Annotated in this window: 18 protein-coding genes and 2 tRNA genes; 13 read left to right on the top strand and 7 right to left on the bottom strand. The window is 72.0% G+C overall.

The window, feature by feature from the left end:
* Positions 1-79 precede the first annotated feature (79 nt).
* Entirely contained in the window at positions 80-550 is a 471-nt protein-coding gene (locus BN1555_RS16635) for an SSI family serine proteinase inhibitor (protein ID WP_093800133.1), read from the bottom strand.
* A gap of 194 nt (positions 551-744) precedes the next feature.
* On the opposite strand from BN1555_RS16635, the gene BN1555_RS16640 reads away from it, so the two are divergent.
* The 12 genes from BN1555_RS16640 to BN1555_RS16695 all read left to right on the top strand — a co-directional run bounded on the left by BN1555_RS16640 (position 745) and on the right by BN1555_RS16695 (position 12,161).
* Positions 745-835: transfer RNA gene (locus tag BN1555_RS16640), tRNA-Ser, on the top strand.
* 173 nt (positions 836-1,008) lie between these two features.
* A tRNA-Arg gene (locus BN1555_RS16645) sits at positions 1,009-1,081 on the top strand.
* Positions 1,082-1,161: 80 nt separating this feature from the next.
* The gene (locus BN1555_RS16650; RefSeq protein ID WP_093800134.1) at positions 1,162-2,067 is read left to right on the top strand and encodes a DUF2797 domain-containing protein; all 906 of its coding nucleotides are present in this window, start codon (positions 1,162-1,164) and stop codon (positions 2,065-2,067) included.
* Positions 2,068-2,153: 86 nt separating this feature from the next.
* Complete coding sequence (locus tag BN1555_RS16655; protein ID WP_093800135.1) at positions 2,154-3,086, top strand: amidohydrolase family protein; 933 nt, start codon at positions 2,154-2,156, stop codon at positions 3,084-3,086.
* 125 nt (positions 3,087-3,211) lie between these two features.
* Positions 3,212-3,934: a response regulator transcription factor gene (locus tag BN1555_RS16660; RefSeq protein ID WP_093800136.1), complete on the top strand. Its 723-nt coding sequence runs from the start codon at positions 3,212-3,214 to the stop codon at positions 3,932-3,934.
* A gap of 3 nt (positions 3,935-3,937) precedes the next feature.
* Positions 3,938-5,437 carry a sensor histidine kinase gene (locus tag BN1555_RS16665; RefSeq protein ID WP_255306056.1) on the top strand — a complete coding sequence of 500 codons (1,500 nt, stop codon included), beginning with the start codon at positions 3,938-3,940 and terminating at the stop codon, positions 5,435-5,437.
* Positions 5,438-5,500: 63 nt separating this feature from the next.
* Positions 5,501-6,790 carry a bifunctional glycosyltransferase family 2/GtrA family protein gene (locus tag BN1555_RS16670; RefSeq protein WP_093800137.1) on the top strand — a complete coding sequence of 430 codons (1,290 nt, stop codon included), beginning with the start codon at positions 5,501-5,503 and terminating at the stop codon, positions 6,788-6,790.
* Positions 6,787-8,778, top strand: a complete 1,992-nt coding sequence (locus BN1555_RS16675; RefSeq protein ID WP_093800138.1) for an ArnT family glycosyltransferase — start codon at positions 6,787-6,789, stop codon at positions 8,776-8,778. Before BN1555_RS16670 ends, BN1555_RS16675 begins: the two co-directional genes overlap by 4 nt.
* Before the next feature lie 126 nt (positions 8,779-8,904).
* Positions 8,905-9,651 (top strand): MFS transporter, encoded by a 747-nt coding sequence (locus BN1555_RS16680; protein ID WP_255306425.1) that lies wholly within the window; start codon positions 8,905-8,907, stop codon positions 9,649-9,651.
* A 74-nt stretch (positions 9,652-9,725) separates the two neighbouring features.
* Positions 9,726-10,481 carry a TetR/AcrR family transcriptional regulator gene (locus BN1555_RS16685; protein WP_093800140.1) on the top strand — a complete coding sequence of 252 codons (756 nt, stop codon included), beginning with the start codon at positions 9,726-9,728 and terminating at the stop codon, positions 10,479-10,481.
* Between the two features lie 194 nt (positions 10,482-10,675).
* Positions 10,676-11,353, top strand: a complete 678-nt coding sequence (locus tag BN1555_RS16690; RefSeq protein WP_093800141.1) for a GAF and ANTAR domain-containing protein — start codon at positions 10,676-10,678, stop codon at positions 11,351-11,353.
* Between the two features lie 40 nt (positions 11,354-11,393).
* Positions 11,394-12,161 carry a GAF and ANTAR domain-containing protein gene (locus BN1555_RS16695; protein ID WP_093800142.1) on the top strand — a complete coding sequence of 256 codons (768 nt, stop codon included), beginning with the start codon at positions 11,394-11,396 and terminating at the stop codon, positions 12,159-12,161.
* 24 nt (positions 12,162-12,185) lie between these two features.
* On the opposite strand, the gene BN1555_RS16700 is transcribed toward BN1555_RS16695, so the two are convergent.
* The 3 genes from BN1555_RS16700 to BN1555_RS16710 all read right to left on the bottom strand — a co-directional run bounded on the left by BN1555_RS16700 (position 12,186) and on the right by BN1555_RS16710 (position 16,092).
* A complete protein-coding gene (locus tag BN1555_RS16700) occupies positions 12,186-13,004 on the bottom strand; it encodes a YceI family protein (RefSeq protein WP_093800143.1) in 819 nt (272 codons plus the stop codon).
* 148 nt (positions 13,005-13,152) lie between these two features.
* A complete protein-coding gene (locus BN1555_RS16705; RefSeq protein ID WP_093800144.1) occupies positions 13,153-15,591 on the bottom strand; it encodes an MFS transporter in 2,439 nt (812 codons plus the stop codon).
* A 15-nt stretch (positions 15,592-15,606) separates the two neighbouring features.
* Positions 15,607-16,092, bottom strand: coding sequence for a MarR family winged helix-turn-helix transcriptional regulator (locus BN1555_RS16710; protein ID WP_093800145.1), 486 nt, complete (start codon positions 16,090-16,092; stop codon positions 15,607-15,609).
* Positions 16,093-16,324: 232 nt separating this feature from the next.
* On the opposite strand from BN1555_RS16710, the gene BN1555_RS16715 reads away from it, so the two are divergent.
* Positions 16,325-16,540 carry a hypothetical protein gene (locus BN1555_RS16715; RefSeq protein WP_093803440.1) on the top strand — a complete coding sequence of 72 codons (216 nt, stop codon included), beginning with the start codon at positions 16,325-16,327 and terminating at the stop codon, positions 16,538-16,540.
* 125 nt (positions 16,541-16,665) lie between these two features.
* On the opposite strand, the gene BN1555_RS16720 is transcribed toward BN1555_RS16715, so the two are convergent.
* From BN1555_RS16720 to BN1555_RS16730, 3 genes are all read right to left on the bottom strand, one after another.
* Entirely contained in the window at positions 16,666-17,529 is an 864-nt protein-coding gene (locus tag BN1555_RS16720; protein WP_093800146.1) for an RNA polymerase sigma factor SigF, read from the bottom strand.
* 210 nt (positions 17,530-17,739) lie between these two features.
* Entirely contained in the window at positions 17,740-18,600 is an 861-nt protein-coding gene (locus BN1555_RS16725; RefSeq protein ID WP_093803441.1) for an RNA polymerase sigma factor SigF, read from the bottom strand.
* A 179-nt stretch (positions 18,601-18,779) separates the two neighbouring features.
* Entirely contained in the window at positions 18,780-19,073 is a 294-nt protein-coding gene (locus BN1555_RS16730; protein ID WP_093800147.1) for a Dabb family protein, read from the bottom strand.
* Between the last annotated feature and the right edge of the window lie 5 nt (positions 19,074-19,078).

The raw sequence follows: 19,078 nt of genomic DNA on the forward strand, positions 1-19,078 counted from the left end.
GGCACATCGGACGTCATGGCGTACGCCCTGACCAGGTGCGAGCGCCCCGTGGCACTGCTGGAGGCGGAGCGGGGGCGGACTAGGAACGCACGCTGGGAAGCACCGGCTCCATGTCGCGCCAGCGGGCGATTTCGCAGCCATTGCCCTGATTGAAGCTCGCGTCGACGCGCTGCCCGTCCCACGTTCCGGTGATCCGGGCCGTGGCGGGGCCGCCGTGCTGGTGGGTGCACATCCGGTTCTGCGGCACGGGCGCGAAGGGGTCGCCCTGCCTGGCCAGCTCGTCGAGCCGGTCGCACGCGGAGCGCGCGTCGGGGTGCGTGCCGCCGGCGGGCCCGCAGCGCAGTTCGTACGTCCCGTTGGCGGCCCGGTTGCCCGTCCCGGCCGTCGTCACGGTGAGCCGGTCCTGCGGGCCCCGCGGAGCGTCCGTCACCGGGATCATGTCCTGGAGTGACGGCAGCGGGATGGGCACGGCCGCGGCGGAGGCGCCGGGGAGGGCGGCGGACAGTACGGCGGCGGACGCGGCGGCGGTGAGGGCGAGGCGACGCAGCATGGAGACTCCTGGAACGAGGAAAAGCGGGGCCGGGTGCCCCGCACTCTCTAACGCTCCGCGGCCCGCGGCGTTGCGCAACCGCCAAGACTTTGCTCTGTGGCCCACCGGCCTAGTACCGTGGGCAGCGATTGGTGACACCCCGCAAGGCTGTGTCATCATCTGCACGCACCCACTCGCGCAGGCGAGAGTGTGCTGGAGGCGTCGCCTAGTCCGGTCTATGGCGCCGCACTGCTAATGCGGTTTGGGTCTTAAAGCCCATCGAGGGTTCAAATCCCTCCGCCTCCGCGCTTGATCACCGAAGCCCCGGTCCCTGGACCGGGGCTTCGGTCGTTCCAAGGCTGTCCGAGGACTGTTTTCGCAGCTCAGCAGGGCTACGGGGAATGGATTTCGCGTCACGGCGCAGGTCATGTAATGTTGTTCTCGCAACGCCGACGGGGCAGAAAAGCCCAGGACGCCAAGCACTCGTAGCTTAACGGATAGAGCATCTGACTACGGATCAGAAGGTTGCAGGTTCGAATCCTGCCGAGTGCACAACAGGCCGGAGGCCCTGACGAGAAATCGTCAGGGCCTCCGGTTTTTTGCGTTCCGGAGGACGCCGTTAGCCTCCGGGTATGAGCTGGCTGTGCGGTGGGCTGCGGTGGACAGCGGGGCGGCCGGTGCTCGCCTGGTACGCGTACGGGCACGGGCCGAGCGGGAGCGGGGGCCGGGGGCGGGCCGAACGGGTCAGTGAGCCGGCGTACGGGAGTGACATCGCGTTCCGGGTGACGGGTGCGGAGCGCCTGTGCGTCGGGGCGCGCCGGGGCGGGTGCCCGCTGCACGCCGTGGTGCCGGGGCGGAGCAGCGGCGGGCAGTGCCCCGAGTGCGCGCGGCTGGACCGGTCGCGGTCGGTGGCGGCGGACACGATGGCGGACGATCCGCGGCCGTACGCCGTCTACCTGGCCTGGTTCGGCCCCGGGATGGTCAAGGTCGGGATCACGGCGGACGAGCGCGGGTCCGCGCGGCTGCTGGAGCAGGGGGCGGTGGCGTTCAGTTGGCTGGGGCGCGGGCCGCTGATGGCGGCGCGGCGGACCGAGGAGCTGCTGCGGGCGGCGCTGGGGGTGCCGGACCGGATTCCGTACAAGGAGAAGCGGGCCGTGCGGACCTCGTTGCCCGGGAGGGCGGAGCGGGCGCGGGAGATCGAGGAACTGCACCGGCGGGCCGGGGTGCTCGCGGGCTGGCCGGAGTCGCTGGAGCGGGCGCCGTTCGAGGTGGTGGACCATGCCGGGGTCTTCGGGCTGGAGGGGCTGCGGCCGATGACCGGCGCGGTGACCGAACTGACCCCGGGCGGGGTGGTCGCGGGGAGGCTGCTGGCCGCGGCCGGGCCCGATCTGCATCTGGGGACGGCGGACGGCGGGGTGGTGGTGCTCGACACCCGGCTGATGAGCGGGTGGGAGCTGGCCGGCGACCGGAGCGGGGCGGCGGGTGTGAGCGTGCCGGTCAGAAGCGCGGAGCGGGGTGTGCAGGGCGGGCTCTTCTGACCGGGAGGGCGGTGCGCGGATCTCCTCCGGGCCCCTTGCTCCGGGAGGGTGGACCGTGGGGGCGTCCGCGGTGGAGGGTGACCGGCATGGACGAGAGGTACGGGGAAGAACCGCGCCGCGTGCGCGGTGGGGACGTGCCCGGGGCCGAGGGGGAGGCCGCGGGCGTACGGCGGTTCTGGGAGCGGCTCGGGCTGCCGGGGATCGTCGACGTGCACACGCACTTCATGCCGGAACGGGTGCTCAGGAAGGTGTGGGCGTACTTCGACGCCGTCGGGCCGCTGACCGGGACGGAGTGGCCCATCGCCTACCGGCACGAGGAGGAGGAACGGGTCGCGCTGCTGCGGGAGTTCGGGGTGCGGCACTTCACCTCGATGCTCTATCCGCACAAGGCGGGGATGGCGGTCTGGCTCAACGGCTGGGCGGCGGATTTCGCGGCCCGGACCCCCGAGTGCCTGCGCACGGCGACGTTTTTTCCGGAGGAGGGGGCCGCGGCGTACGTGCGGCAGGCCGTGGAGAGCGGGGCGCGGGTCTTCAAGTCCCACCTCCAGGTCGGGGCGTACGACGCGAACGACGCGCTGCTCGACCCCGTGTGGGGGCTCCTGGCGGAGGCCGGGATCCCGGTGGTGACGCACTGCGGCTCGGGGCCCGTGCCCGGCAGGCACACCGGACCCGGGCCGGTCGGGCGGCTGCTGGCGCGGCATCCGCGGCTGCGGCTCGTGGTGGCGCACATGGGGATGCCCGAGTACGGGGACTTCCTCGCCCTGGCGGAGCGGTACGGGGAGGTCCGGCTCGACACGACCATGGCGTTCACCGACTTCTCCGAGCGGCTGATGCCCTTTCCCGGGAGGGAGCTGGGGCGGCTCGCGGATCTGGGCGACCGGATCCTGTTGGGGACGGACTTCCCCAACATCCCGTACGGCTACGGGCACCAGCTGGAGGCCCTGGAGCGGCTGGAGCTGGGGGACGACTGGCTGCGGGCCGTCTGCCGCGGGAACGCGGCGCGGCTCTTCGGGCTCTGACGGCGGGTGCGCGGGCGGGTGCGCGGGCGGGTGGGGATGAGTGGGGTGCGGGTTTCTCAGGTTTCTCAGGGGATTCACAGGAACGGGAAAGGAAGCTCTCAGAGGCGCCGTCCAGGCTGGGGCCCATGCGTACCGAGATGCTCAGACCCGGTGGCGGGCCCGTGCGGGTGCTCGTCGTGGACGACGAGGCGCCGCTCGCCGAGCTGCTGTCGATGGCACTGCGATACGAGGGGTGGGAGGTCCGCAGCGCCGGTGACGGCGCCGGCGCGGTCCGCTCCGCGCGCGACTTCCGGCCCGACGCGGTCGTACTGGACGTGATGCTGCCGGACATGGACGGCCTCGCCGTCCTCGGGCGGATGCGCTGCGAACTGCCGGACGTCCCCGTGCTGTTCCTGACGGCCAGGGACTCGGTCGAGGACCGGATCGCCGGGCTGACGGCGGGCGGCGACGACTACGTCACCAAGCCGTTCAGCCTGGAGGAGGTGGTGGCGCGGCTGCGCGGGCTGATCCGCCGGTCGGGGACGGCGGCCGCGGCCGTACGCGACGAGTCGCTGCTGGCGGTGGGGGACCTGACGCTCGACGAGGACAGCCACGAAGTGGCCCGGGGCGGCGAGGGGATCCATCTCACCGCGACCGAGTTCGAGCTGCTGCGCTTCCTGATGCGCAACCCGCGGCGTGTGCTCAGCAAGGCGCAGATCCTGGACCGGGTGTGGAGCTACGACTTCGGGGGGAAGGCGAACGTCGTCGAGCTCTACATCTCGTACCTGAGGAGGAAGATCGACGCCGGCCGCCCGCCGATGATCCACACCCGGCGCGGGGCGGGGTACCTGATCAAGCCGGGCGGGTGAGTGGTGTCCCTGCGCAGCCGGCTGGTGCTGTCGGCCCTCGCGCTGATCGCGGTGGTCGCGGCGGTGATCGGGACGGTCACGACGATCGCCCTGCACTCGTACCTGGAGAGCCAGCTCGACGGCCGGCTGGTGTCGTCCGTGCGGCGGGCCGAAGGCGTCCCTCCGGGGGAGGCCGGCCAGGAGCTGAGGTTCGTGGCGGCGCCCGGACAGCCGCTGGGGACCGTCGGCGGGCTCGTCGCCCCGGACGGGACCGTGCCGGCGAGCGCGAAGAGCACCGAGGCGCGGGGAGCGCGGCCCGAGGCGCACCTGGAGGCGCTGTCCGGCGCGCAGGCCCGGGCGCTGGGCTCGGTGGAGCGGGACGCCGCGCCGCACACGGTGACCCTTCCGGGGCTCGGTGACTACCGGGTCGCTTCGGCGCGCGACGGGTCCGTGGTGCTGGGCTTTCCGCTCGGCGGCGTACAGGACACCGTCAGCACGCTGATCGTCGTCGAGGTGTGCGTCACGGCCGCCGGGCTGGTCGCCGCCGGGCTCGCGGGGACGGCGATCGTGGGCGTCGCGCTGCGTCCGCTGCGGCGGGTCGCCGCGACCGCGACGCGGGTGTCCGAACTTCCGCTGCACAGTGGTGAGGTGGCGCTCCACGAGCGGGTGCGCGGGCAGGAGGCCGATCCCCGGACCGAGGTCGGACAGGTCGGGGCGGCGCTCAACCGGATGCTCGGGCACGTCGGTTCGGCGCTGGCGGCGCGGCAGGAGAGCGAGACGCGGGTGCGGCAGTTCGTCGCGGACGCGAGCCACGAACTGCGCACGCCGCTCGCCTCGATCCGCGGGTACGCCGAGCTCACCCGGCGCGGGCAGGAGACGGCCGGGCCCGACACGCGGCACGCCCTCGGGCGGATCGAGTCGGAGGCGGCGCGGATGACGGGCCTGGTGGAGGACCTGCTGCTGCTGGCGCGGCTGGACGCGCGGCCGGACGCGGGGCCGGACGCCGGCCGCCCGCGCCCGCTGTCGTACGAGCGCACCGATCTCTCGCCGCTCGTCGTGGACGCGGTCAGCGACGCGCGGGTGGCCGGGCAGGGGCACGTCTGGCGGCTGGAGCTCCCGGACGAGCCCGCCGTCGTACGCGGCGATCCCGCCCGCCTCCAGCAGGTCCTGGTGAACCTGCTGGCCAACGCCCGCACCCACACCCCGCCGGGGACCACCGTCACCGCCCGCGTGCGCCTGGAGGACGGCCGGGTCGTGACGGAAGTCGCGGACGACGGCCCCGGCATCGCTCCCGCCCTCCTCCCGTACGTCTTCGAGCGCTTCGCCCGCGGGGACGCGTCCCGCGCGCGGCGCGCGGAGGCGGCGGGGGAGACGGCGTCGACCGGCCTGGGCCTCGCGATCGTGCGGGCCGTGGTGGTCGCGCACGGCGGCGGCGTCACGGTGGAGAGCACGCCGGGCCGCACGGTCTTCGCGGTACGTCTTCCGGCCGCGGCGCGGGAAGCGCGGGAAGCCGCGCCGGCGTGACTCACAGGTGGGTCACAGGGCTGCCACACCGCCCTGACAGGGCGGTTCACGAGGGTCGGGGCCATGCGAACCGACACTTCAGCGGGCGCCCTCCCGGCCAGGGAGCATCTCCCGGCCGGGGAAGCGGGCGGCGCCCCCGTACCCGTGCTTGACGTCGTCATACCGGTCCACAACGAGGAGAAGGACCTCGAAGCGTGCGTGCTCCGCCTCCACGAGCACCTGGCCCGCACGTTCCCGTACGGATTCCGGATCACCGTCGCCGACAACGCGAGCACCGACCGCACGCCCGGGATCGCCGCCCGGCTCGGGCGCGTGCTGCCCGGCGTGACCTCCGTACGGCTGGAGCAGAAGGGGCGCGGGCGGGCCCTGCGCGCGGTCTGGGAGCGTTCCGACGCGCCGGTCCTCGCCTACATGGACGTCGACCTCTCCACCGACCTCAAGGCCCTGCTCCCGCTGGTCGCCCCGCTGATCTCGGGCCACTCCGACCTCGCCATCGGCTCCCGGCTCGCGGGCGGTTCGCGGGTCGTGCGCGGGCCGAAGCGCGAGTTCGTCTCGCGTACGTACAACCTGATCCTCCGTTCCTCCCTCGCCGCCCGCTTCTCCGACGCGCAGTGCGGGTTCAAGGCGATACGGGCCGACGTCGCCGAGCGGCTGCTGCCGATGGTCGAGGACACCGGGTGGTTCTTCGACACCGAGATGCTCGTGCTCGCCGAACGCGCCGGACTGCGCATCCACGAGGTGCCGGTGGACTGGGTCGACGACCCCGACAGCACGGTCCGCATCGTGCGGACGGCCGTCGACGACCTCAAGGGCGTCTGGCGCGTCGGGCGCGCGCTCGCCGTCGGCTCGCTGCCGCTGGACCGGCTCGCGCGGCCCTTCGGCGACGACCCGCGCGACCGTGCGATCAGCGGCGTCCCCGGCGGCCTCGCCCGCCAGCTGGTCGGTTTCTGCGTCGTGGGCGCACTGAGCACGCTGGTCTACCTGGCGCTCTACTCCGCCTTCCGTACGGGGGCGGGGCCGCAGGCCGCCAACGCGCTCGCGCTGCTCGTGTCGGCCGTGGCCAACACGGCGGCCAACCGGAGGCTCACCTTCGGGGTACGGGGCCGTGACCGCGCCCTGCGCCACCAGGCCCAGGGCCTCGTCGTGTTCGGCATCGGGCTCGCCCTCACCAGCGGCTCGCTCGCCGCCCTCGACGCCGCCGCGTCCTCGGACGCCCCCTCCCACGGCACCGAACTGGCCGTGCTCGTCGCGGCGAACCTCGCCTCGACCGTGCTCCGCTTCCTGCTCTTCCGGGCCTGGGTCTTCCCCGACAGGCCCACCGACCGCACCGCACCCCAGAGGGCCGACCGATGACCACACACCGACGCGACGACCCCCGCTGGGCCCGTCCCGCGCTGTGCGCGCTGCTGCTCGCCACCGCGCTGCTCTACCTCTGGAACCTCGGCGCCTCCGGCTACGCCAACTCCTTCTACTCCGCCGCCGTCCAGGCCGGCAGCGAGAGCTGGAAGGCCTTCTTCTTCGGCTCGTCCGACGCCGCGAACTCCATCACCGTCGACAAGCCCCCGGCCGCCCTGTGGCCGATGGCCCTGTCCGTACGGCTCTTCGGCCTCGGCTCGTGGCAGATCCTCGTCCCCGAGGTGCTGATGGGGGTGGGGACGGTCGCGGTGCTGTACGCCGCCGTACGCCGCCGCTTCTCCCCCGCCGCCGGCCTGATCGCGGGCGCCGTGCTCGCGCTCACGCCCGTCGCCGCGCTGATGTTCCGGTTCAACAACCCGGACGCGCTGCTCGCGCTCCTGATGACCGTCACCGTGTACTGCGTGCTCCGCGCCCTCGAGGACGCGCGGGCGAAGTGGCTGGTGTGGGCGGGGGCGGCGGTCGGCTTCGCGTTCCTGACGAAGACCCTCCAGGCGTTCCTGATCCTGCCACCGCTCGCCGTGCTGTACGCCGTGTGCGCGCCCACGTCCGTACGCCGCCGCCTCGGCCGGCTCGCCCTCGCCGGGCTCGCGGCCGTGGTCGCGGGCGGCTGGTGGGTCGCGATCGTCGAACTGTGGCCGGCGGCCTCGCGTCCGTACGTCGGCGGCTCGCAGACCGACAGCTTCCTGGAGCTGACCTTCGGCTACAACGGCCTGGGCCGCATCAACGGCGAGGAGACCGGAAGCGTCGGCGGCGGGGGAGGCCGAGGGGGCGGCTGGGGCGAGAGCGGCATCGGGCGGATGTTCGGTGCGGACATCGGCGGCCAGATCTCCTGGCTGCTGCCCGCCGCGCTGATCCTGCTCGTCGCGGGGATCGTCGTCACCCGGAAGGCGAAGCGCACGGACACGGCGCGGGCCGCGTTCGTCGCGTGGGGCGGCTCGCTGCTGGCGACCGCGGCCGTCTTCAGCTTCATGGCCGGGATCTTCCACGAGTACTACACGGTGGCCCTGGCCCCGTACATCGCCGCCCTGATCGGCATGGGCGCGACCGTGCTCTGGGAGGAACGCCGCTCGCTCGCGGCGGCGGCGACGCTGGGCGCGACGGCCGCGGTGACCTCCCTGTGGGCGTACGTCCTGCTGGGGCGCACCTCCGACTACCTGCCGTGGCTGCGCTGGGCCGTGCTCGTCTGCGGTCTGGTGGCCGCGCTCGGGCTGGCGCTCGCGGGGCGCGTGGACCGGAGAGCCGCGCTGGGGGCCGCGGGGCTGGGTCTCGCGGCGGCGCTGGCGGGGCCGGGCGCGTACGCCCTGACCACGGTCGCCGACGCGCACACCGGATCCATCGTCACGGCGGGACCGGCCTCGGCGCGGGGCGGTCCCGGCGGCGGGTTCGGCGGGGGCGAGCGTCCGGCGGGCGGTGCGGGGCAGCCTCCGGCCGGTGCCGGTGCCGGTGCCGGTGCCGGTGCCGGTGCGGGGCGGCCGGGCGGCCCCGGTGGCCAGCAGGGCGGCGCGATGCCCGGCGGCTTCCCCGAAGGACCCGGCACGGCCCGCGAGAGCGGCGCGGGCGGTGGCATGGGCGGACTGCTCGACGGGCAGAGCGTCGGCTCCGAGGTGGAGGCCACGATCCGGGACGGCGCCGACGACTACACCTGGGCCGCGGCCGCCATCGGCTCGCAGAACGCCGCGAGCTACCAACTCGCCACCGAGGAACCGGTGATGGCGATCGGCGGCTTCAACGGCAGTGATCCCTCCCCGACCCTGGCCGAGTTCACGGCGTACGTACGGAAGGGCGAGATCCACTACTTCGTCGCGAGCGGCAGCGGCGGAGGTCCCGGTGGCGGCGGCTCCGCCGTCACCACATGGGTGGAGGCGAACTTCACGAAGGTCACCGTCGACGGGACGGTCCTCTACGACCTGACCGAGCGGAAATAGTTATACGGCGTACAGGGGCTCCTTGTGCGGTGTACGGGAACAGGCCGAACGCCCCGCACCCGTACGAGGGGACCCCCGCATGACGGCGACGACCGCCCCACCGCGCAAGGCCACCCGCAGCGCTGGCTGATCCCCGGTGTCATCTGCCTCGCCCAGCTCACCGTGCTGCTCGACAACACCGTCCTGAACGTCGCGATCCCCTCCCTCACCGAGGAACCGGACGCGTCCACCGCCGACATCCAGTGGATGATCAACGCGTACTCCCTGGTCCAGTCGGGCCTCCTCCTCACCGCCGGCAGCGCCGCCGACCGCTACGGCCGCAAGAAGATGCTCGTCACCGGCCTCGCGCTCTTCGGCGTCGGCTCACCGGTCGCCGGACTCGCCCGGTCCAGCGCCCGGTTGATCACCGCCCGCGCGACCATCGCCTCCGGCATGACCCTGCTGTCCGCCGGTCTCGCCGCGATCGCGGTACTCGGCGGCGGCACCGGGTCCGGCCACGGCGGAATGCTGCTCGGACTGGTCGTGATGGGCGCGGGCATCTCGCTCGCGATGCCCGCCATGGCCAACGCCATCATGAGCGCCATCCCGCCGGAGAAGGCCGGTGTGGGCGCGGGCGTCAACGGCACGCCGGCCGAGTTCGGCAACGGCCCGGGCGTGGCCGTCCTGGGCGCGGTGCTCAACTCCCGCTTCGCCGCGCTCGTTCCCGCCGCGGCCTCGCTGCCCGCGGCGCTGGCGGCGGCGGACGGCGCGGAGGAGCGGGCCCGTATCGCGGACGCCTTCGCCTCGGGGGTCGAGACCAGCCAGCTGGTCGGCGCGGTGCTGTTGCGCCGTGCGGAGCGGGCAGACTCATCCGGAGCAGCATCAGCGGCTTAGCATCGGAACGGGAGGCGGACCGGATCATTCCGGTTCGTTGCCCGCCCCGCCGGGAGAACGAGGAGTGTGCGTCCATGGTGTCCGCGGCCGACCGCGTCAGGAACCCAGCCCGCAACAGCGTCTGGCTGGAGGGGAAGACACCACGCACCCGCAAGGCGGACCAGCCGGCCGGTCTCGACCGGGACCGGATCACCGAGGTGTCGGTGCGGTTGCTCGACGCCGAGGGACTCGCGAAGTTCTCCATGCGCCGGCTCGCCGCCGAGCTGAACGTCACCGCCATGTCCGTCTACTGGTACGTCGACACCAAGGACGACCTGCTGGAGCTGGCCCTCGACTCGGTCTTCAGCGAGATCACGCCCCCGGCGGACACCGGCGACTGGCGGGACCGGCTGCGCGCACTGGCCACCAGCTACCGGGAGTTGCTGGTCCGGCACGTGTGGGTGTCGCCGCTGATCGGCACGTTCCTCAACATCGGGCCGCACTCGCTGGCGTTCTCCCGGGCCGTCCAGGACGTGATGCGCGCGACCGGACTGCCGCCGCACGGGCAGATGGGCGGCCTGTCCGCGGTCTTCCAGTTCGTCTACGGGTTCGGCACGATCGAGGGCCACTTCGTGCAGCGGTGCGCGTCGGCGGGCATGAGCCAGGACGAGTTCTTCGCCCAGGCGATGGGCACGATGAGCACCGCGCCGCAGCTGCGCGAGACGTTCGAGAGCGCGAAGGACCTGATGGAGGCGCGGGGCGGGGACACGGTGGCGGAGATGCGCGAGCGCGACTTCCAGTTCGCGCTGGAGACACTGATCGCGGGCATCGAGGTGATGACGGCCCGCTGAGCGGTCGGCCATCACCACGAATGCTTCGTCGTGGGACAGAAGCGGATAGAGATAGAGTCTATCCGTCCTTTGCTCGCAGTCGGGAATGTGCTGCGGAGCTCTCCTGCGCATGGCCGCACCTTCAGTCATGCTCGCCGAAGAGGTTCGTGGTGTCTGCGTTCGACATTCCTGAGATTTCCTACGGTTCTTCCCCCATGGGGAAGTCTGTCTCGTTGGCGGAGTCGTTGGCCGCTGCCGCGATCACCCTGTACGAAGCCGAAGGACATGCGGAGACGGCACGGGCCGGGGTGCGACTGGCCAGGGAGATCGTGCCCGACGCCGATCACGCGGGTATCTCCCTCGTCGAACGCGCCGGAGACGTCCGTACCGTCGCCTGGACCGACGAGGTGATACGGACCCTCGACGCGGCCACCGGATGCGGAGCGGGCTGCGCCATGGGCCGGCCGGAGCTGTGGACCAGCCCCGTCGCCCGCATAGAGGAGATCGCCGCGTGCGACGGCCACGGGCCGGTGCTCGCCGAGAACGGCCTGCGCTCCGTCCTGTTCCTCCGGCTCCGGGGCCACCAGCGAAGATTCAGCGTGCTGACGCTCTACTCACGCAAGCCGAGCGCCTTCGACGACGAGTCCGTACGCGTCGGGCGGCTGTTCTCGGCCCACCTCGGCATCGCCCTGGACTCCGTCGAAGTGCAGGAGCAGCTCTCCGAGGCCATGCACACACGGGACGTGATCGGGCAGGCCACCGGCATCCTCATGGGGCGCATGAACATCGACGCGTCGCAGGCCTTCGACCGTCTCGTGCGCGCCTCGCAGAAAGGCAATGTGAAGCTCCGCGACATCGCGTCACGCATCGTCGAAGTCAGGACCACGGAATAGCACCCAGAGTGACCGGCGCGATCGCGGGCACAGGAAACGCATGACGGATACGGCAAGGAGCGCAGAGGGCACGGGGAGCACCCCGGCCGACGGCTTCGACTTCGCCTCGCTCCACGACGCGTTCACGGACTGGCGTGGCCTGCACGCCTTCCTCCAGGACGTGACGCGGCGCGCCGTACGCGCGATGGACGGCGCACAGGCGTGCAGCATCACGATGCGCCGGGGCGGCCGCCTGGTGACGGCCGCCGCCGAAAGCGGCGAAGCGCTCCGGCTGGATCTGCTGCAGTACGAGGCCGAGGCCGGGCCCTGCGTGTGCAGCATGGAGAACGGCGAGGAGAACTACGTACCCGACATGCTCCAGGAGCGGCGCTGGGGCCCGTACCCGGCGGCGGCCGCCGCGCACGGCGTACGGTCCGTCCTGGCCACTCCGCTGGCGCTGAACTCCCACGCCCTCGGCGCCCTCAACCTCTACTCCGGCCGGCCCCACGCCTTCAGGACCCAGCGGGACACGGCGCGGCAGCTGTCCGCCCAGGCGGCCGGGGCGGTCGCCGTCGCCGAACGCATCGAGCGGGAGGCGGAGACGGTGCACGACCTGCGGACCGCGATGCTCTCGCGCTCGGTCATCGACCAGGCGATCGGCATCGTCATGGCCCGCAGGCGCTGCACGGCGGGTGTGGCGCTGAACATACTGCGCCGGGCCTCGCAGGGACGGAACGTCAAGCTGCGGGACCTCTGCTACGCCCTGGTGTCCGAGGCGGGCGACGGCCCGCCCTCGCCCGGCTCCTTCACCGGCCGCGCCTCCCGCTAACGCTCCGCCAGCGCTCCGCGGACGCTATGCCTGCGGGAGCCGGTCCCCCTGCACCGCCTGCATGTCGAGTTCGACCCGCAGCGTCGCGCCGATCGCGGAGATGCCCGCCTGGACGACCTGGTTGTAGTTCATGGCGAAGTCGTCGCGGCGCAGCTCGGCCGTCGCGCGGAAGGCCGCCCGTACGCCGCCCCACGGGTCCGGGCCCGTCCCCAGGTAGCTGAGGTTCAGGTCGACGGCGCGCGCCACCCCGTGCAGGGACAGCTCGCCGTGCACGGTCCACCGGTCGGGGCCCGCCGGGGTCAGGCCCGTGCTGCTGTACCGGATCTCGGAGAACCGCGCCACGTCCAGGAAGTCGGGCGACTTCAGGTGGCCGTCCCGCATGCCGTTGCCGGTGTCGATGCTGGCCGCCGTGATGACGGCCTCGACGCGCGACTTCTCCAGGTCCTCGGCGATCTCGATGCGCCCGCCGAACTCGGTGAAGCGGCCGTGCACGCTGGAGATGCCCAGGTGCTGCGCGACCGCGGCCACCGAGGAATGCGCCGGGTCGAGCGTCCAGGTGCCGGGGGGCGGGAGTTCCACGCCGCCCTGGCGGGCCAGTACGACCGTTCCGGCGTCCGCCCGTCCGCTCGCCGTGACGAACGCCGTCGACGCCGCGGGGGCGTAGCCGGCGGCCGTCACGATCACCGTGTAGGGACCGGCGGGCAGAGGGGTCTCGGTCCTCGCCGTCCCCTCCTCGTCCGCGGCCGCCCGGATCACCTGGGTGCCCGTCATGTCGGTCACGGTCACCACCGCGTGCTGCACGGCCCAGCCGTCCCGGGTCCGTACCTGTGCGCGAAGTCCCATCCCGTTCCCTCTCCTTGAAGACTGTGGGCCCCGGCCGGGCCCGACAGGCCGTCCCCTGCCTGTCGGGCCCGCTGCCGGGGCCCGTTTCCACACCGGCCGTGGGGGGCGCGCCTCCGCTAAGGACGCGCCCCGGGCCGGGGGCCTTGGGTTACTCGCCCGGGTGGGCGAGCTCGATGTCGTGGGCGTCGACGCCGCGGCCCGAGACGGTGAGCACTCCGGCCACCGGCGGGTAGCCGGTCGCGACGACCGTGTACTCGCCCGAGTCGAGGTCGGCGAAGGCGTACGCCCCGTCGTCCCCGGTGGTGGAGGAGGCGACCACGTTCCCGGCGGCGTCCATCAGCGTCACCCGGGCGTCGGCCAGCGGGCGCCGGGCGGCGCCGCCGCGTACCGTGCCCCGGACCAGCGCGCCGGACTGGAGCGCGACCTCGACGCGGGTGACGCCCTGGCCGCCGATCTCCACCGGCAGCGCCACCGGCCGGAAGCCGGCCGCGTTCACCGCGACGGTCACCGTTCCGGGGACCAGCTCGCCGAAGACGAAGTCGCCGTGTGCGGCCGACCTGCCGGTGGCGAGCACGTCGCCGCGTACGTCGGTCACGACGACCATCGCGTCCTCGACGGGCAGGCCGCCGTCCGCGGTGCGCACGGTGCCGGCGAGTCCGCTCGTACCGGACAGGAGGATGTCGTACGCGACGGGCCCGTCGCCCACGACCACCGTGGACGCCTGCGGCTGGAAGCCGTCGGCGGAGGCGATCAGGACGTACGAACCGGCCGCCGGGGCGTCCAGCGCGTAACGGCCCTCCTGGGCGACCGCGCGGCCGAGCTGCCGTCCGGCGAGCGAGATCAGCGTGACCGCGGCGTGCGGTACGGCCGTTCCCTCGGCGGTACGGACCGTGCCGTGCAGGGTCCTGCCGGTCACGATCGGGGCGGTGGCCCCGGTGGCCCCGGTGTCCTCGGTGGTCACGTCGGCGGGCGCCGCGGACACCGGCTCCGCGTCCGGCTGCGACGACTGCGTCGCGTCGTCGTTGGACGACTTCAAGGCGACCTCCTTCACGAACAGGACCAGGACCAGACCGACCAGCGCGATGGGCGCGGCGTACAGGAAGAGGTCGGCGACCCCGTCTCCGTAGGCGCTCTCCATGACGGTCCTGATCGGCGCGGGCAGCGCGTCCATGTCCGGGATGGTGTTCCCGTCGCCGGCCGCGCCCGGCTTGATGTGGAGGGCGGCGAGGCCGTCCTCGACGTAGTGGGTGATGCGGCTGGAGAGCACCGCGCCGAGCGCGGAGACGCCGATGGCGCCACCGAGGGTGCGGGTGAAGGTGACCAGCGAGCTGGCCGCGCCGAGCTCGTGCGGCTTGACCTGGTTCTGGGAGGCCAGGACGAGGTTCTGCATCATCATGCCGAGGCCGAGGCCGAGGACCGCCATGTAGAGGGCGACCTGCCAGTACTCGGTGTCGTACGTGATGGTGCTGAGCAGGCCGAGGCCCGCCACGAGGCCGACACCGCCGCCGACCAGGAAGCCCTTCCAGCGGCCGGTCCTGGTGATGATCTGGCCGGAGACCGTCGAGGAGACGAAGAGGCCGGCGATCATCGGGATCGTCATGACGCCGGACATCGTCGGCGACTTGTCCCGGGCGAGCTGGAAGTACTGGCTCAGGAAGACGGTCGAGCCGAACATCGCGACACCGACGAAGAGGCTCGCGAAGGACGTGAGCGCGATCGTGCGGTTGCGGAAGAAGCGCAGCGGGATCAGGGGCTCCGCGGCCTTCGTCTCGACGAGGACGAAGATCAGGCCGAGCACGACGGATCCGCCGGCCATCGCGTACGTCTGCCACGAGATCCAGTCGTACTTGTCGCCCGCCAGGGTCACCCAGATCATCAGCAGGGAGACGGAGGCGGCCAGGAAGAAGGCGCCGAGCCAGTCGATCTTGACCTTGCGCCTGACGACCGGAAGCTTGAGGGTCTTCTGGAGGAGGACCAGTGCGATGGCCGCGAACGGCACACCGACGTAGAAGCACCAGCGCCAGCCCAGCCAGTCGGTGTCGGTGATGACGCCGCCGAGCAGCGGACCGCCGACCGTCGCGACCGCGAACGTGGCGCCGATGTAACCGGCGTACCGGCCGCGCTCACGCGGCGGGATCATCGCGGCGATCACGATCTGCGAGAGCGCGACCAGACCACCGGTGCCGACGCCCTGGAGCACGCGGAAGGCGATGAGCGTGCCGGTGTTCTGCGATATGCCGGCGAGCGCCGAGCCGATCACGAAGATGACCAGGGCCACCTGGACGAGCAGCTTCTTGCTGAAGAGGTCCGCCAGCTTGCCCCAGAGCGGGGTGGTCACCGTCATGGACAGGAGCGCCGCGGTGACGACCCAGGTGTACGCGCTCTGGGTGCCGTCGAGGTCCCTGATGATCTCGGGGAGGGCGTTGGACACGATCGTCGACGACAGCATCGCGACGAACATGCCGAGCAGAAGACCGGTGAGGGCCTCCATGATCTGCCGGTGAGTCATCGGCGCGCCGTCGGAGGAGTGGGAGGACCCCTGCCTGGCGTGGCCGCCCCGCACACCGGCTGGTGTGGTCGTAGCCATTGAATTCCTTTGCTCTTACGCGGGTGTTGCGGGTGTTGCTGCGTCGTGCTCGAAGTGGTGCGGTGACCGCGCCCGGCATTCGCCGAAGCTGCGGCGCAGGCGCGCCAGCATCGTGTTGAGCTGTCCGACCTCGTCGTCGGACCAGTCGTCGAGGGCACCGGCGAGCGTCTGGATGTAGCGCTCGGAGAGTTCCTCCAGGAGCGCCCGGCCCGCCGGGCTGAGCCGCAGGATGCGTGAACGCTTGTCGCACGGGTCGGGGGCCCGGTCGACCCAGCCGCGCTCCGCCACGTGTGCCACGTGCCGGCTGGTCACCGACATGTCGACCGCGAGGAGCTCGGCGAGCCGGCTCATCCGCATCTCGCCGTGGTGGTCGAGAAGGGTGAGCACGGCGGCCGATCCGGCCGGGCAGTGCGCGGGGAGGATGCGTGCGAGATCGCGCTTCACGGCACCGATGGCGCTGAGCTGCCGGGCCAGTTCCGCGAACTGGCTCTGTGCGGCCATGGGCACCTCCGAACATCTTGTTGCTTAGGGCAACCATATAAGCGGTTGGTTGCTACAGGCAAATGAATTCGGGCTTGACGGAGTAAAGGAACCCAAAAGGATCCGTTCGTGGCGGGTCAAGGGCGGCCGAGTGGCCGGTAAAGCCGCAGATCAGGCCCGCGGAGGCGTGGTGGCGCCGCTACCGGGGTCCTGGGGTGTGCTGGGCGGTTCCACTTCGCTAGTGTCCTTCCCCATGGCACACAACCCCCATGCCCCCCAGGGCCCCGAGGGTCACCACGACCCGGCGGGCAGCACCCAGATGTTCCGCGCCTTCGTGGACGACGGCGAACCGCAGCGACAGCAGCCGGCCGCGGCCGCGGCGTCGGGCGGTCCCAGGACCGGCCTGATCGTCGGCGTCGTGGCCGTCGTCGTGATCCTCGCGGCGGTCGCCTGGCTCGCGCTCGGCTGACCGCCGCTCCCGGTCGGCGGACACGCCGCCCGGAACGGCACGACCGCCGGGGCGCTCGTCGTAGCGCCCCGGCGGTCGTGTGCCGGGCCTCGTGACAGTGGTGCCGGTCGTGCCGGTGACGCCGCTCAGTCCGCGATGAGCCCTTCCCTGAGCTGCGAGAGCGTGCGGGTCAGCAGGCGCGAGACGTGCATCTGGGAGATGCCGACCTCCTCGCCGATCTGGGACTGCGTCATGTTCGCGAAGAACCGCAGCATGATGATCTGGCGCTCGCGCGGCGGCAGCTTCGCCAGCAGTGGCTTCAGGGACTCGCGGTACTCGACACCCTCCAGCGCCATGTCCTCGTACCCGAGCCGGTCCGCCAGCGAGCCCTCGCCGCCGTCGTCCTCCGGGGAGGGCGAGTCCAGCGAGCTCGCGGTGTAGGCGTTGCCCACCGCGAGGCCGTCGACGACGTCCTCCTCCGACACCCCGAGCACCGCGGCGAGTTCGGGGACGGTCGGCGAGCGGTCGAGCCTCTGCGCGAGGTCGTCGCTGGCCTTCGTCAGCGCGAGCCGCAGCTCCTGGAGGCGGCGCGGAACCCGTACCGACCAGCTGGTGTCGCGGAAGAAGCGCTTGATCTCGCCGACCACCGTCGGCATCGCGAACGTCGGGAACTCGACGCCCCGTTCGCAGTCGAACCGGTCGATCGCCTTGATCAGCCCGATCGTGCCGACCTGGACGATGTCCTCCATCGGCTCGTTGCGGCTGCGGAACCGGGCGGCGGCGTACCGCACCAGGGGCAGGTTGAGCTCGATCAGCGTGTCCCGTACGTACGTACGGTCCGGGCTGTCCTTGTCGAGGGCGGCGAGCCGCAGGAAGAGCGAGCGGGACAGAGTGCGGGTGTCGATGGCTTCCGGCTGCGACACCAGCGGCGGCGGAGCCGTCACCTGGTCGAGCACGGCGGGCACTACTTCCTTCGTGAGCACCTTCGAGCTGCCCTGTTCTGCGGACATGCCACCCCCTTGAGGTCGCTGACGGTAGCGGCGGGCGCTCCCGTCGGAGGAAGCAGCCTCCACCTGAATACCGGAGGAGTGGCTGCGGCAAACGCGGTCTCAGCAGAATGTCACATGTCGGCAACGCGCTGTAGCGCCAAGTCGACAAACCTGCGCAGGAAAGAGGGGGTGTGCGGCTTTTCGGCCACGAACAGGTTCTACCCGATCCGGTTACGCCTCGATCCGATTTGCGGATCTGAGCCGGGCGAAGCTTCTCGCCAGAAGTCTCGACACATGCATCTGGGAGACACCCAGTTCGGCGCTGATCTGGGACTGCGTCAGGTTGTTGTAGTACCGGAGCAACAGGATCCGCTGTTCGCGTTCGGGCAGCTGTACGAGCAGGTGCCGCACGAGGTCGCGGTGCTCGACCCCGGCCAGCGCCGGATCCTCGTACCCGAGCCGGTCGAGCAGTCCCGGCAGTCCGTCACCCTCCTGGGCCGCCTCCAGCGAGGTCGCGTGGTACGAGCGCCCCGCCTCGATGCACGCCAGCACCTCGTCCTCGGAGATGCGCAGGCGCTCGGCGATCTCGGCGGTCGTGGGGGAGCGCCCGTGGGCCGTCGTGAGGTCCTCGGTGGCCCCGCTGACCTGCACCCACAGCTCGTGCAGCCGGCGCGGCACGTGCACGGTCCTGACGTTGTCGCGAAAGTACCGTTTGATCTCGCCCACGACGGTCGGCATCGCGAAGGTCGGGAACTGCACGCCGCGGTCCGGGTCGAACCGGTCGATCGCGTTGATCAGCCCGATCGTGCCGACCTGGACGACGTCCTCCATCGGCTCGTTGCGGCTGCGGAACCGGGCGGCGGCGTACCGCACCAGCGGCAGGTTCGCCTCGATGAGCGCCCCGCGCACGCGGTTGTGTTCGGGCGTGCCCGGGTTCAGCCCCTTCAGCTCCGTGAACAGGACCTGGGTGAGCGCCCTGGTGTCCGCGCCCCGGCGCTTCGCGGGACCGCCCGCCGGGCCGTCGGGCGCGGTCTCGGGGGGAAGTGGCTGAAGCTGCTGGGGCGGAGCTTGAGGTGCTGTACTGGCCGGCACGGTCACGCCACCCCTTTTCTCGGTCAACCACGTCAACTCATCCGTCAAAAGCGGTCATAGCATCACAAGACATGTGCAGTGTGTGCAAGCACCGTATAGAGCCGTGTTGAAGGCAAGTTGGGTCTTAAACATGCAAAAACCCCGCACCGGAACGATGCGGGGCCTGGTGTCCCTGGGGCTCAGAACTCGTAGTCGGCGATCACCCACGTGGCGAATTCGCGCCACCGCGCGGCGGCCGCCTGGTGGGCCGGGTGTTCGATGTAGCGCTTCAGCGCATCGCGGTCCTGGACGGCCGAGTTGATGGCGAAGTCGTACGCGATCGGCCGGTCGGTGATGTTCCAGGCGCACTCCCAGAACTCCAGCTCGGGAACGGTCCCGTCGAGCGCTTCGAAGGCCTTCGCGCCGGCGACGACGCGTGGCTCGTCCCGCTCGACACCCTCGTTGAGCTTGAAGAGGACCAGATGGCGGATCAAGGAGC

This window comes from Streptomyces sp. Wb2n-11, from assembly GCF_001049855.1.
Taxonomy (GTDB): Bacteria; Actinomycetota; Actinomycetes; order Streptomycetales; family Streptomycetaceae; genus Streptomyces; species Streptomyces altiplanensis.